General features: G+C 45.3%; 13 protein-coding genes. 9 read left to right on the forward strand and 4 right to left on the reverse strand.

What is annotated here, in order from left to right:
- Positions 1-130 precede the first annotated feature (130 nt).
- The 6 genes from dnaE (at position 131) to AB4496_RS07665 (ending at position 7,836) form a co-directional block, all read left to right on the forward strand.
- Positions 131-3,610 (forward strand): DNA polymerase III subunit alpha, encoded by a 3,480-nt coding sequence (gene dnaE, locus AB4496_RS07640; RefSeq protein ID WP_009847404.1) that lies wholly within the window; start codon positions 131-133, stop codon positions 3,608-3,610.
- A gap of 45 nt (positions 3,611-3,655) precedes the next feature.
- A complete protein-coding gene (accA, locus tag AB4496_RS07645) occupies positions 3,656-4,615 on the forward strand; it encodes an acetyl-CoA carboxylase carboxyl transferase subunit alpha (protein WP_009847403.1) in 960 nt (319 codons plus the stop codon).
- Positions 4,616-4,746: 131 nt separating this feature from the next.
- On the forward strand, positions 4,747-6,093 hold the full coding sequence (gene tilS, locus AB4496_RS07650) for a tRNA lysidine(34) synthetase TilS (protein ID WP_009847402.1): 1,347 nt from the start codon (positions 4,747-4,749) through the stop codon (positions 6,091-6,093).
- Positions 6,094-6,139: 46 nt separating this feature from the next.
- Positions 6,140-6,463 (forward strand): cytochrome c, encoded by a 324-nt coding sequence (locus tag AB4496_RS07655; RefSeq protein ID WP_012604592.1) that lies wholly within the window; start codon positions 6,140-6,142, stop codon positions 6,461-6,463.
- A 130-nt stretch (positions 6,464-6,593) separates the two neighbouring features.
- Positions 6,594-6,932, forward strand: coding sequence for a nitrogen regulatory protein P-II (gene glnB / locus AB4496_RS07660; protein ID WP_017063373.1), 339 nt, complete (start codon positions 6,594-6,596; stop codon positions 6,930-6,932).
- Positions 6,933-6,993: 61 nt separating this feature from the next.
- Positions 6,994-7,836, forward strand: a complete 843-nt coding sequence (locus tag AB4496_RS07665) for an endonuclease/exonuclease/phosphatase family protein (protein WP_009847399.1) — start codon at positions 6,994-6,996, stop codon at positions 7,834-7,836.
- Positions 7,837-7,982: 146 nt separating this feature from the next.
- Here AB4496_RS07665 and AB4496_RS07670 read toward each other — a convergent pair whose 3' ends face one another.
- The 3 genes from AB4496_RS07670 to gloB form a co-directional block, all read right to left on the reverse strand.
- On the reverse strand, positions 7,983-8,669 hold the full coding sequence (locus AB4496_RS07670; RefSeq protein ID WP_009847398.1) for a YIP1 family protein: 687 nt from the start codon (positions 8,667-8,669) through the stop codon (positions 7,983-7,985).
- On the reverse strand, positions 8,666-10,237 hold the full coding sequence (locus AB4496_RS07675) for a LysM peptidoglycan-binding domain-containing protein (RefSeq protein ID WP_009847397.1): 1,572 nt from the start codon (positions 10,235-10,237) through the stop codon (positions 8,666-8,668). The genes AB4496_RS07670 and AB4496_RS07675 overlap by 4 nt, the downstream gene beginning before the upstream one ends.
- Before the next feature lie 70 nt (positions 10,238-10,307).
- Positions 10,308-11,066, reverse strand: a complete 759-nt coding sequence (gene gloB / locus AB4496_RS07680; RefSeq protein ID WP_009847396.1) for a hydroxyacylglutathione hydrolase — start codon at positions 11,064-11,066, stop codon at positions 10,308-10,310.
- A 53-nt stretch (positions 11,067-11,119) separates the two neighbouring features.
- On the opposite strand from gloB, the gene AB4496_RS07685 reads away from it, so the two are divergent.
- Positions 11,120-11,905 (forward strand): class I SAM-dependent methyltransferase, encoded by a 786-nt coding sequence (locus tag AB4496_RS07685; protein ID WP_009847395.1) that lies wholly within the window; start codon positions 11,120-11,122, stop codon positions 11,903-11,905.
- Between the two features lie 56 nt (positions 11,906-11,961).
- Here AB4496_RS07685 and rnhA read toward each other — a convergent pair whose 3' ends face one another.
- On the reverse strand, positions 11,962-12,426 hold the full coding sequence (gene rnhA, locus AB4496_RS07690) for a ribonuclease HI (RefSeq protein WP_009847394.1): 465 nt from the start codon (positions 12,424-12,426) through the stop codon (positions 11,962-11,964).
- A gap of 56 nt (positions 12,427-12,482) precedes the next feature.
- Between rnhA and dnaQ the strand changes: the two genes are divergently transcribed.
- Positions 12,483-13,250, forward strand: a complete 768-nt coding sequence (dnaQ, locus tag AB4496_RS07695) for a DNA polymerase III subunit epsilon (RefSeq protein ID WP_009847393.1) — start codon at positions 12,483-12,485, stop codon at positions 13,248-13,250.
- A 9-nt stretch (positions 13,251-13,259) separates the two neighbouring features.
- The gene (locus AB4496_RS07700; RefSeq protein WP_009847392.1) at positions 13,260-14,507 is read left to right on the forward strand and encodes a TIGR03503 family protein; all 1,248 of its coding nucleotides are present in this window, start codon (positions 13,260-13,262) and stop codon (positions 14,505-14,507) included.
- The last annotated feature ends 44 nt before the right edge of the window (positions 14,508-14,551 follow it).

Raw genomic sequence — 14,551 nt, forward strand, 5'->3', positions numbered from 1 at the left:
AGCTCTATATAGATTAGAGCTTTACGTAAACTAGAGCTTAGCATCGAATAAAGTTGCTTAGTGACGCTAGAAAAAAATAGAATACACACAGTTGTAATCCTAGGCTCAAACCTAGAACTCAGGAAAAATAATGTCAGATCCAAAATTTGTTCACCTACGCGTACACAGTGACTTTTCGATGGTGGATGGCCTATCCAAGGTGCCACCATTAGTTAAAAAAGTCGCTGAAATGGGTATGCCTGCTCTAGCATTGACCGACTTTACCAACCTGTGCGGTTTGGTGAAATTCTACGGTACTGCTCATGGGTGTGGGGTTAAACCAATTATTGGTGCTGACTTCTTGATGCAGTCTCCTGATTTTGGCGATGAATTGACAAAACTCACCGTTATTGCAACGAGTAATAAAGGCTACAATAACCTAACGTTATTAATATCAAAAGCTTACCTTCGTGGCCATGTGCAGCATCAGCCTGTTATTGATAAAGAGTGGCTGATTGAACATGCGGAAGGCCTGATTCTTTTATCGGGTGCAAAAGAAGGTGAGATTGGTAAAGCGTTGCTGAAAGGCAATAGAGAGTTGGTTGCAAGCAGCGTTGAGTTTTACAAAACACATTTCGCAGACCGTTTTTATCTGGAGCTCATTCGAACTGGACGTACGGACGAAGAGTCTTATCTGCACTTTGCGCTGGAATTGGCTGAGCAAGAAGACCTGCCAGTTGTTGCGACCAACGAAGTGGTATTCATTTCTGAAGACTTGTTTGACGCTCATGAAATCCGTGTGGCGATTCACGACGGCTTTACCATGGTTGATCCACGTCGACCGAAAAACTACAGTCCACAACAGTACCTCCGTAGCGAAGAAGAGATGTGTGAGTTGTTCTCAGATATCCCTGAAGCATTAGAGAACAGTGTTGAGATCGCTAAGCGTTGTAATGTCACCGTTCGATTGGGCGAATACTTCTTGCCGAACTTCCCGACGGAAGGTTTGGCGATTGAAGACTTCTTGATCAAAAAATCAGAAGAAGGTCTTGAACGACGTTTAGCATTCCTATTTCCTGACGAAAAAGTCAGAGCTGAACGCAGGCCTGAATACGATGAGCGACTTAAAATCGAGCTAGAAGTAGTTAATAACATGGGTTTCCCAGGTTACTTCTTGATCGTAATGGAGTTCATCCAGTGGTCAAAAGATAACGATGTACCAGTAGGCCCGGGTCGTGGTTCTGGTGCTGGTTCTTTGGTGGCTTACGCGCTTGATATCACGGATCTTGATCCACTTGAATATGACTTGCTGTTCGAACGTTTCTTGAACCCAGAACGTGTATCCATGCCCGATTTCGATATCGACTTCTGTATGGATAAGCGTGACCAAGTTATTGATCACGTGGCTGAAATGTACGGCCGTGATGCCGTTTCTCAGATCATCACCTTCGGTACTATGGCGGCAAAAGCGGTAATCCGTGACGTTGGCCGTGTATTAGGCCACCCATTTGGTTTTGTTGACCGAATTTCTAAGCTGGTTCCGCCTGATCCGGGCATGACGCTAGAGAAAGCATTCCTCGCAGAGCCTGCATTGCCTGAACTTTATGATGGTGATGAAGAAGTTCGTGAGCTGATTGATAAATGTCGAATTCTAGAAGGTTGTACGCGAAACGCAGGTAAGCACGCGGGTGGTGTTGTAATCTCACCGACCACGATTACTGACTTTGCACCTATCTATGCCGATGCGGAAGGTAACTTCCCAGTAACGCAATTCGATAAGAATGACGTAGAAACTGCTGGCTTGGTTAAGTTTGACTTCTTGGGGCTGCGTACACTGACGATCATTGACTGGGCATTAGGCCTAGTAAACCCTCGCTTAGCGAAAGAGGGGAAAGATCCGGTTCGTATCGAGTCGATTCCTCTGGATGATCAAGCGTCATTTAACCTATTACAAAATTCTGAAACCACCGCGGTATTCCAACTGGAATCGCGTGGTATGAAAGATCTGATCAAGCGTCTGCAACCCGACTGTTTTGAAGATATCATCGCATTGGTGGCCTTGTTCCGTCCTGGCCCTCTGCAATCAGGCATGGTAGATAACTTCATCGACCGTAAACACGGACGAGAGGCGGTCTCTTACCCTGATGAAACGTGGCAACACGAATCGCTTAAAGAGACACTAGAACCTACGTACGGCATCATCCTGTATCAAGAACAGGTAATGCAAATCGCTCAGATTCTTGCGGGTTATACGCTTGGTGGAGCCGATATGCTGCGTCGTGCGATGGGTAAGAAAAAGCCTGAAGAGATGGCAAAACAGCGCGGTACCTTCAAAGAAGGTGCTGAAGCCAATGGTGTTGATGGCGAACTGTCCATGAAGATCTTTGACTTGGTAGAGAAGTTTGCGGGCTACGGCTTTAACAAATCTCACTCGGCTGCATACGCACTGGTTTCTTATCAAACACTGTGGTTGAAAACACACTACCCTGCGGAATTCATGGCGGCAGTAATGACCGCGGATATGGATAACACCGAGAAGGTTATTGGCCTTGTCGATGAGTGTTTCCGTATGAAGCTCAAGCTCCTTCCACCTGACATCAACTCGGGCCTATACCGCTTTAATGTGGATGAAGATGGCGCAATTGTTTATGGCATCGGTGCGATTAAAGGGGTGGGTGAAGGCCCAATTGAAGCCATCATCGAAGCGCGTAACAAAGGTGGTTACTTTAAAGACTTATTCGACTTCTGTGCACGTCTTGATCTGAAGAAGGTCAACAAACGTGTTATCGAAAAGTTGATTCTATCCGGAGCCTTAGATAGATTAGGTCCTCACCGAGCGGCGATGATGGCATCTTTGAAAGATGCGGTTAAGGCAGCAAGCCAACATCACCATGCTGAGTCGTTCGGTCAATCTGATATGTTTGGTGTGTTGACCGACGCTCCGGAAGAGGTTGAACACAAGTATACCCAAGTGCCTAAATGGCCTGAAAAGGTTTGGCTAGAAGGTGAACGCGAAACGCTTGGTTTGTATTTAACGGGTCACCCGGTGAATGCTTACATTAAAGAACTTGCGAAATACACCAGCTGTCGTTTGAAAGATGCGACGCCGACTCGTCGTGACCAATCCTTAACGATTGCAGGTTTGGTCATTGCGGCTAGGGTCATGACCACGAAGCGCGGTACTCGAATCGGTTTGATGACTCTTGATGACCGATCGGGTCGGATGGAAGTGATGTTGTTCTCTGATGCGCTCGATCGCTACGCAGAATTGCTCGAAAAAGACAAAATTGTGGTTGTTTCTGGACAGGTCAGCTTTGATGATTTCAATGGTGGGCTTAAAATGTCCGCGCGCGAGGTCATGGACTTAGGAAGCGCCCGTGAGAAATATGCTCGTGGGGTGTCGATATCTATCGAGCAATCCCAAATTAACGGTCAATTTTTTGAACGCTTTGGTCAAATCTTAGAACCTTATAGAGCCGGAACGGTCCCAGTCAATGTATACTACCAACGTGCCGACGCTAGAGCGCGGTTAACATTGGGCACAGAATGGCGTGTGACGCCAAGTGATACATTACTAGACGAATTAAAACAGCTGCTTGGAAATAGCCAAGTAGAACTCGAATTTAACTAAAATTTAGCTCCGTAACTGCGGAGCTGAATCAACAAGGATTCATAGATGAGCCTGAACTTTCTAGAATTTGAAAAGCCTATCGCTGAACTTGAAGCAAAAATCGAAGCGCTACGTGACGTTTCGCGTCACGGTGGTGACACAGCGGTAGATCTAGACAAAGAAATTGAACAACTAGAGAAAAAAAGCTTAGAGCTTAAACAGAAAATCTTTAGTGACTTAGGTGCATGGCAGGTAGCTCAACTTGCTCGTCACCCTCAACGTCCTTACACCAAAGATTACCTGGAGCATGCCTTCACAGAGTTTGAAGAGATGGCGGGCGATCGCGCTTACGCTGACGACAAAGCAATAGTGGGTGGTATGGCTCGTCTAAATGGTCGTCCTGTTATGGTTATTGGTCACCAGAAAGGTCGTGAGACTAAAGAGAAAGTGATCCGTAACTTTGGTATGCCAAAGCCAGAAGGTTACCGTAAGGCACTTCGCCTAATGGAAACGGCTGAGCGTTTCAATATGCCAATCATTACTTTCATCGACACAGCGGGTGCATACCCAGGTGTTGGTGCAGAAGAGCGTGGTCAATCTGAAGCTATCGCTAAGAACCTAAAAGTGATGGCCGGCCTTTCAGTTCCAGTTATCTGTAACGTTGTAGGTGAAGGCGGTTCTGGTGGTGCACTAGCGATTGGTGTTGGTGATTACGTGAACATGCTTCAGTACTCTACATACTCAGTAATCTCTCCAGAAGGTTGTGCTTCAATCTTATGGCGTGATTCAGATAAAGCACCACAAGCTGCTGAAGCGATGGGCCTAGTAGCTCCTCGCCTTAAAGAGCTTGAGCTTATCGATGAAATCATCCCTGAGCCTCTAGGTGGCGCGCACCGCGATCCAATACAGACAGCTCAGAACATGAAAGACATGTTAGTTAAGCAGTTAGAAGAGCTAGAGCAATTTGACAACGAAGCACTTCTAGAGCGTCGTTACCAGCGTCTAATGAGCTACGGTTACTGCTGATAAGGGACCTTAGCAAGGTATAAGACCTGCTTTCCGTAACAAGTTGATGAAAGGGTTGGACTCAGTGCCAACCCTTTTTTATTATTAAAACATTCTCCTTTCTCATTAGTACACACGGCTCACTTAACCCCATGACTCACTTAATCGAAACTTTTACCTCTGCATTTCAACAAAGCGATCTCAAACCTCGTCGGTTAGTCGTTGCTTTCAGTGGTGGTGTCGATTCTCGAGTGTTATTGGAATTGGCCGCGAAATACGCTAAGTCCCATCACATTGAGTGCTGTGCGGTGCACGTTCATCACGGTCTCAGTAAGAATGCTGATCTTTGGGCTGAGCAATGCCAAACATGGTGTGATGCGTCGTCGGTTCCTTTAGCCATCGAGCGAGTATCTCTAGATATTAACAGCGGAGAAAGTGTTGAAAAGCTGGCTCGAGATGCTCGTTATGATTCGCTTCAGAAGCACCTTAGTTTTGGTGATGTTCTAATTACAGGCCAACATATTGATGACCAACTTGAAACTTTCTTGCTGGCATTAAAACGTGGCAGTGGTCCGAAAGGACTCTCTTCAATGGCGAAAGTGATGTCGTTTGGCGAAGCGTTTATTGTGAGACCTCTGCTGTCTGTGACTCGATTAGACATCGAAGCGTCGGCTCACGATATGGGGTTAACTTGGGTCGAAGATGAGAGTAATCAGGATCTGCGCTTTGATCGAAATTTCATTCGTCATCAAGTCACTCCGACGTTGACAGAGCGCTGGCCTAGCTTTCGAGAATCGGTCTGTCGCAGTGCTCAATTATGTGCAGAACAAGAGTCGCTACTCGACGAACTGCTTGAGTCTCACTTACAACAAGCTTTGGGAGGCTGTAACAGTAAGAGCCAGAGCTTAAGCATTGATTCGTTATCTCAGCATTCTGATTTGTTACGAGCACGTTTGATCAGAATGTGGCTCAGCCATTGCAATCAACCGATGCCAAGCCAAAAGCAGCTAAAACTTATTTGGGATGAAGTGGCTTGTGCTCAGGCAGATGCCAATCCTAAGCTGGTGTTGAATGATGTTGAGATTAGGCGCTTTAATAATCAGCTCTATTTGGTACAAGACACCAAAGATTTGTCGAGCTGGAAAAGTGAAATCTTGATTGATGAGAATTTATTATTGCCTGATGGTTTAGGTGAGATCCATTTAAAAGCGGTGTCGAGTGGTAGTGCATCTCATAACCGAGATGTACAACGTTTTTCCCTTACTAAAGCCAACGGAACCTTACGAGTGATCTTTAACCCTGAAGGAGTGTCGGCTCACCCAGTTGGTCGTGGTCATAGTCGAAAACTCAAGAAGCTTTTTCAGGAATACCAAGTACCCAGCTGGTTAAGACGTAGAACGCCGATATTAATGGATGGCGATCGAGTGATCGCTGTTTTAGGCCTATTCGTAGATAAAAACTACGAAGGTCAAGATTGTGAAGCGCTTTGGAGCAAGTAGAAAAAGTTTGTGTCACAATTCACCGTCACTTTAATAAAAATAATTAATGGAATATGCAATGAAGAAAATTACACTAGGATTAGTTCTTGGATTTGGACTATTGAGTGGTAACGCTCTGGCGGGTGATGTTGCTGCGGGTCAAGCTAAAGCGGCAATCTGTGCGGCTTGTCATGGCGCAGACGGTATCGCAATGATCCCAGGATATCCAAATCTTAAAGGCCAAAACGAGCAATACATCGCTTCATCAATTAAGGCATATAAGAACGGCCAGCGCACCGGCGGTTTGGCGGCTGTAATGCAGGCTCAGGCTTCAATGCTGAGTGATGAAGATATTGCTAATCTAGCTGCTTACTACTCAAGCCTTAAGTAAAATCTTCTTAAAGCGCTGATTAAACAAGATGATAAATTTCGAGCCAGAGCTTTAATGCTCTGGCTTTTTTCATTGAATGTTTACTATAGCTAACCGATAATGAGCTATTCGCACAGTTTAAGGGATGAACATGAAAAAGATTGAAGCCATTATCAAGCCATTCAAACTTGATGATGTACGTGAAGCACTTGCAGAAGTGGGTATTACGGGTATGACAGTATCTGAAGTTAAAGGCTTTGGACGTCAAAAAGGTCATACTGAGCTATACCGTGGCGCAGAGTACATGGTCGATTTTTTACCTAAAGTGAAATTGGAAATTGTTGTGACCGACGAAGTGGCTGACCAATGTGTTGATACCATTATCGAAACGGCTCAAACAGGTAAAATTGGTGACGGTAAGATCTTCATTACTGAAGTTGAACGTGTGGTACGTATTCGTACTGGCGAAGAAGACGAAGACGCCGTATAAAAAAACTATTACCTTAAAAGGAGCGTTTATCGCTCCTTTTTCATTTCTGGTAGGGTGCTGTATGTTTAAGAAAACCATCATTGTTATCACGCTATTGATAACGCTTGCTGTTGTTAGCTTTCATATTATCTTCGTGATCCCGAATAAACCCAATTTGATCACTTCTTCTCAAAATACTAGCAACGATATCTACAGCTGCTACCAAAACTCAGCCCCGAAAGCGATTGATGTGTCTGATGGCCTAGACATTACCGTGTGGAATATCTATAAGCAAAACCGAAATAATTGGCAAAGTGAGTTAAATCAGCTGTCAGCCGGTAGCGATTTAGTTTTGCTGCAAGAAGCGAGTATGACAGAAGGGCTTCGCCAATGGGTAACGAGTGGTCAATGGGGAAGTACTCGAGTGAATGCATTTGAAGCTTTTGAACAAAGTGCAGGCGTACTCAACCTAGCGACGCATCTACCGATTGAAGCTTGTGCTTATACTCATGAAGAACCTTGGCTTCAATTACCTAAATCTGCACTTTGGTCTCGCTATCTGCTAAGTAATGGCGAAGAACTGGCTGTGATTAATATCCATGCGGTGAACTTTACCTTTGGTACGGAAGATTATGAGGCTCAGCTCAAGAGCTTAACCGACAATCTCCAAAAGTATCGTGGGCCTGTTATTTTTGCTGGGGATTTTAACAGTTGGAGTGAAGCTCGCTTTGCTGTATTGAAAGATGCGTTGGAACAGGTAGGTTTGACGGAAGTTGCTTTTGAACCAGATAACCGTACACAGTTTATGACAGGGTTGGTGCTCGATCATGTGTTCTATCGAGGGTTAGAAGTAGACAAAGCAAAGGCGCCCATTACGGACGCCTCTGATCATAACCCTATGCGAGTGACCTTTAAGGCTAAATAGAAGAAGCTATCTAGCCTATTAGCCTATTAGCCTATTAGTCATTGGATCTTAGCTATTCACCATTCACACTGTGGTTACTTTGGGTAATAAGCAGGGGAATAAATAGGCTAGTGAATTTTCGCTAGCCTTGTTTTTATCTATTCAGCTTAAAAGATTAAAATGTAGAGAGCCCAGATTAGGTAATAGCCAACCCATGGCAAACCAGAGATGACCAGTGCCTGACCACGCTCAAACTCCGTCCAAGTTAATACTGCTGCATAACCCAATACAATGTACCAAGGCAACAAGAGTGGTAATGAGCTGGCAAATTGCGACCAATCATTGGTTAGTGGCAACTTGATTAAGCCGTTTAAGCTGTTCAAGTCGGCCGCGTAGCTCATCACATGCCCGTGCTTGAGTATCAGGCTTGCGTAGCTTGCTACATCGCCTAGAACGGCAGGGAATATCACTACCGATGCGGCTGCAAACCATCGCCAAAAGCTATGTTGGTGTTGGCTTGGCTTTGTTGCTAAGTTAAACCAAAATGCCAACAGAATGATGGTTAACGTACGGCCGAATACATCACTGATGATTTCACTCGCGAGTAGAGTATTACTGTCAAGTAACGCCAATTGGTCAGGGTTTGTTTGAGCCAGTTGCTGTGACAACTCAGCGCTTAACCATGCAAAATCTACATTCGAAAAATAGGCTCCCCAAAATAAGAATGGGCTGAGCATTAATACGACGTAGGGTTGCCATCCCCAAGCACTTCGTTGATAAAGCGCTAAGAAACACGCTGTTGGTGAACGGAATATATCCAACAGCATGACGAGTGGGTTACTTGACGGGTTCATACACTTACCTTAGTTACATCAACATACAGCTTCAGTTTTTGTCCTGGCTGTAGGTATTTCTTGTTCTGCAAAGCGTTCCATTTTACAACATCTGCGCTTTTTACTTTGAACTTTGATGCAATACCGCTGACTGTGTCACCTGATCTTACGTTATAAAAGACAGTTCGGATGATGGCACCGTCTGAACTATTCTTCCAAATGACCAGTTCTTGACCAATTCTAAGAGTATCACGTGGTCCCATGCCATTCCACTTAGCCAGTGATTGGTGAGATACCTTATTTGCGCGCGCAATCGTCCATAGGCTATCACCACTTTTTACGGTATGGCTAAGCTTATATTGACCACGACTCTTTGACTGTGTGCTTGCTAGGCGATTTGAAGCGCTTAGTGCGTATGTCTTATCGTCTTTGGTTGATGTTGGAATAAATAGGTGCTGACCAACACGAATATTATTGTTGCTCAAACCGTTTGCAGAGCGGATCACTTTGCTGGTGGTGTTGTATTTACTCGCCAGTACGCTGATGCTATCGCCAGATTGCACTTTATAGCGCACCAACTTCATGCCTTTGCCTTTATTGGCTGCCACTTCTTTGTTGAACTTCTCAACAGAGCTTAGAGGAAGCAATAATTGTTGGTGTTTCTCTGGTGCCGTTGCCCACTGGTTATAAGCCGGGTTGTAGCCTTGCAGCTCTTTGACAGGAATGTCGGCGTAGCTTGCGGCAATGGCTAAATCAAGTTGTTCATTTGGGTTAACCAGAGTCAGTACTGCCTTGTTCGGGATCGTAGGGATATCGATGCCATACTTTTCTTGGTTGGCAATCACGTCGGCCAGTGCAAGTAGCTTAGGTACATAGCTGCTGGTCTCTTTTGGTAAGTCTAGAGAGAAGAAGTCGATTGGCTTACCCAGCTTCTTGTTCTTACGGATTGCGCTGTTCACACGACCACCGCCACTGTTGTAGGCAGCGATTGCGTGTTGCCAGTTCCCATCAAAACGTTTGTTCAGGTCGGTTAAGAAATCCAATGCAGCGTCGGTTGAAGCGGCTACGTCACGGCGGCCATCGTACCAGAAGTTTTGTTCTAGTCCGTAAGCTTTGCCAGTACCCGAAATGAACTGCCATAGTCCAGCAGCGCTACCATGAGAATAAGCAAATGCATCAAACGAGCTTTCAACGACGGGCAACAGGGCCAGCTCTAAAGGCAAGTCTCTTTCTTCAATCTTAGTTGTGATCAAGTAAAGGAAAGGTTCAGCGCGTTTTGATACAGTTTTTAGATGACCAGGGTGCTTGAGGTACCAAGTGCGGTAGTAGTCGACTTTCTTTTGGTCCGGCACTTCCATTTCAAGTTGCATCGCAATACGTTTCCAAACATCTTGCTGTGTTTGTGGAGTAACGACGGGTGTTTCAACTTTTGGTTGTTCTTGGATCGCTCCCGATGAAACGTTCGCTTGAGAAACTTCTTTAGTAGGGGAGGTGTTGGTTTGCTCGGAAGCTTGGTCTGGATTCTCTGACTGAGTTAATTGGCAACCAGAAAGTAGTAGTACCAAAGCCCAGCTGTACTTAACTCGCATGTTACAGCCTTTTTAATAAACGGCCGATGATAATACTTGCCACTCCCTATGAGTGACAAGCCTGTATTTGTTAAAATTCGTTCTTCCACGCACGTAAAGCGGTAAAAACCGATAAAGGATCGGTCTGCTCAGTACGATTAGATACTGATTTCACTACACTTGGTTCTGTGTAGCGTAAGAAGGGGTTAACAAACTTTTCTTGTCTTAAATTTGTGGGGATGGTCGACTTATTTTGGGCTCGAAGCCGATTCACTTGGTCGCGGTATTGTTGCAAATGTTGGTTGTCAGGCTCAACAGCCAGTGCAAAAGCGATATTGGCTGCCGTGTATTCATGAGCACAGTAAACCTCGGTTTCTTGTGGGAGTGCTGTGATCTTGTTCAATGCATCAAACATCTGCTGTGGTGTGCCTTCCATGATTCGCCCACAACCAGCTGAAAACAGTACATCGCCACAAAACAGTTTGGCATCACCCACATAACCAATGTGCCCAGCGGTGTGCCCACTGAGCCCTAGCACGAGGAATACTTCGCCAAACAGCTCTAATTGGTCACCGTCATCAACGGGATGCGTTAAGGTCGGGATAGGTTCATTTTTGGGGCCAACGACATCCACGCCAGGGAATTGTCTTACCAGCTCTGGCACGCCACCAATGTGATCGTGGTGGTGGTGCGTAATCAAGATTGCATCTAAAGTTAGCTCATGGTGTGCTAAGTACTCTAATACTGGAGCTGCATCACCAGGGTCGACGACAGCACAACGGCGATCGCTATTTTGAATCAGCCAGATGTAATTGTCGTTAAATGCAGGTATGCTTTTGATATGTAACATTATTGGTTCTCCAGTCACTTTTAGTGAGACAGAATAAGTGAGACAGATTATTGATGAAGCCAGCACGTAGCAGAAAGAAGTTTGAGCGTCCTTATACTTGGGCACAATTGCACAATGGGGACTGGTTGAGAGAATCTATTCAAACTCGACTTGATGAGTGGTGCCCAAAACTATTTGGTTACCATATGCTCAAACTTGGTGGCCTCAGCAGTGAGATTTCTAGCTGCACATGCAACATTCAACATCAAGTAAACCTAGATATCCAGAACCCATTACATAATGTGATAGCAGATGGTTATAATTTACCCTTTTTAGAGAAAAGCTTTGATGTTGTGGTGCTGAGTCATCAGTTAGATTATAGCAACGACCCACACCGGCTATTGAGGGAAGTCGACCGAGTAATGATGGACGATGGCTATATTATTATCACCGGCTTTAACCCTTTTAGTGTGACTGGGCTTGCCAGTTTGATGCCTTGGCGAAAGAACAGCTTGCCATGGAGTGGACGTATGTACACGCCAAACCGAATTAAAGATTGGCTAGGCGTACTTAATTATGAAGTGATTCATTGTGACACCTACGCGTTGTTCCCGATGAGTAAATACCAAGCGATGTGGACGTGGTTGGAGAACAGCTTAGGCAGCTGTGCATCGTTCGCTGGTAGCCAATACTTTATTGTTGCTCGTAAACGTACTTATCCACTTAAGCCTATCAAGCCACATTGGCACCTTAAGCGACGCTTCTCTCCTGTAGGAGCCAGTTTTAGAACCAATACGCGTCGCACCTTGGACTCCGCTAAAACTTCGTATCCGTTAAAAGCAGAAAAAGCCGACTCATAGTCGGCTTTCCATTGCTATATCTGTTTTAGATACTGACATTTCCTTTAAGAAAATGATCAGCTTGGCTGATAGCCCGTATCTTCTTGGGTCGGGTTTTCAGCTGCACTTCGAGCTAAATCATCACACATTTCATTTTCTCGGTGCCCCGCGTGCCCCTTAACCCAGCGCCAATCAACGCTATGGCGCGCCGTCTCTTTGTCGAGTCTTTGCCACAGGTCTGCGTTTTTAACGGGCTTTTTATCGGCTGTTTTCCAATCGCGCTTTTTCCAGTTGTGAATCCACTGGGTGATACCTTGACGCACGTATTGGCTATCTGTGGTCAGAATGACAGAGCAAGGCTCTTTGAGGGCTTGGAGAGCCACAACAGCGGCGAGCATTTCCATGCGGTTATTGGTGGTTAAGGTGAAACCTTCGGCTAACGTCTTCTCTACTTTTTTGTAGCGAAGTACAATGCCGTAGCCGCCAGGACCTGGGTTGCCTAAACAAGAACCATCAGTGAAAATTTCAACTTGTTTCGTCATGATTTGATACTATTACCTCAAGCACATTATCGGCATAGTCTGACACAGTTATCCTTATGAATACCAGTAGCACTCCAGAACAAAGCACGAACGAAAAAAACAGTTCGAATGAAAACAAACGCATCGTTGTACTCGATACCGAAACCACCGGTATGAATACAGAGGGTGGCCCCCACTATATGGGACATCGCATCGTTGAAATTGGTGCAGTAGAGATCATCAACCGTAGGCTGACTGGGCGTCACTTTCACGTCTATATCAAGCCCGATCGTGCGATTCAAGAAGAGGCAATTGGCGTTCACGGTATTACCGATGAATTCTTGATTGATAAACCAGAATACCAAGACATACATAAAGAGTTTCTCGACTTTATTAAAGGTGCGGAGCTGGTGGCTCATAACGCGCCCTTCGATACGGGCTTTATGGACTATGAGTTTGAGAAACTTAACCCTGCTATAGGTAAAACGGATGACTACTGCAAAGTTACCGATACCTTGGCGATGGCGAAGAAGATATTCCCAGGGAAAAGAAACAATCTAGATATCTTATGTGACCGTTATGGTATTGATAACTCACACCGTACTCTTCACGGCGCATTGCTCGATGCGGAGATTCTAGCTGACGTCTACTTATTGATGACAGGTGGGCAAACTTCGCTGCAATTTAACGCTGGCCAACAAGAAGGCGAAGGCGAAAGCATACGAAGAGCAGAAAGTGGTCGAAAATCCCTAAAGGTTTTGCGAGCTACGGCCGATGAAGTAGAAGCGCATCAAAGTCGTTTAGACCTCGTCGAGAAAAGCGGAAGCTGCCTCTGGCGTCAGTAGGGAGAAAGTATGTTAAGGGCATTGGCTACCGGTTGTTTATTGCTGTTGAGCTTTGGCTTACACGCAGCAACAGAATCTGTAATGAGTTTATTGGATAATCGCTTTCGAGTTGATCCCAGTATCGAGCAAGTTACTTTTGTGATCTATCGAGCCGATAATTCTAAACCCGTCGTCTTGGTTCGTCCTGATGGCAAGAAGTATCACGCTTTGCGTCATGCTGATAATGTCCGTTGGTACCAAGAATCGTCAATGGATATTATCTCTATCGACAATCCGATGCCGGGTCCTTGGCAAGCGGTAGGTAAAGTCTCACCTAAAAATAATATCAAACTTTTATCTCATCTGGTTTTAGACGCCAATGAATTTCCAGACAAATTGTACCAAACTGAACACATTAAATTTACCGCTCGTTTGACATCCGATGGCAAGCCGCTTGTGCTGCGTGATTTTCTTGACCGTGTGAAGCTTAAAGTAACATTCACTAAGTTCGTCGAAAACGAAGAGTCCTTAGTGAGAGAAGCGCGGCCAATTCCGGTTGTCATGGGGGAATTTGCCGATGATGGCGTTGATCTTGACGAAAAAGCTGGAGATGGTGTGTTCACCGTGTCGTTACCAATGGACATTGAGCCTGGTAAATATCGAGCTCGAATTACTTCTGGTAATGGTGTGTTCCTGCGAGCACAAGAGCAAGAAGTCTTGGTCTACCCAACGCCAATCACAACCACCTTCATTCAGTCTCGCAAAGAAGGTTTATCTCATACTGTAGTGGCTTCTGGCGAGCCAGGTATGATTGCACCGAGCTCGTTAGCAGCTCACGTTGAGTATAAAGCCCCTGATGGGTATGTGATGTATAAGCAAGGCCAAGCCGAAGCTGATGCGATGAAAGTGTCTTTAACGTTGCCTTATAATGATGATTTGGGAATTTACACTTGGTCGGGGATGGTTTATGCCACCGATGCGTCAAGCCAGCGTCCACTGATCTTCCCGATTACCGAGCAGTCGTACAGCGTTGTTCAAGAGATAGACCTAGCAGAATCTCGACGTCTTCAAGAGGAAGCTCTTGCTGAGCAGAAACGTATTGCTGAAAAATTAATGATTCTTCAAAAAAGAGAAGATGACAGGCAGCGCAGCATAATGATTATAGCGGTAGGTAATGTGGCTGCGATTTTATTGGGCTTACTGATTTGGTTTGTAATACGTAAAATCACAGCGAAGAAGAGAGCGTTACCCGAGATGCAGCTCAAGGCACCTAAGTAACTAGTCTGCATTCCTAGAGTTGTCTTGAGGTTGTTGTCTTGAGT

Origin of the sequence: Vibrio sp. 10N.222.46.A1, from assembly GCF_041473595.1 — a bacterium.
GTDB classification, from domain to species: Bacteria; Pseudomonadota; Gammaproteobacteria; order Enterobacterales; family Vibrionaceae; genus Vibrio; species Vibrio tasmaniensis_A.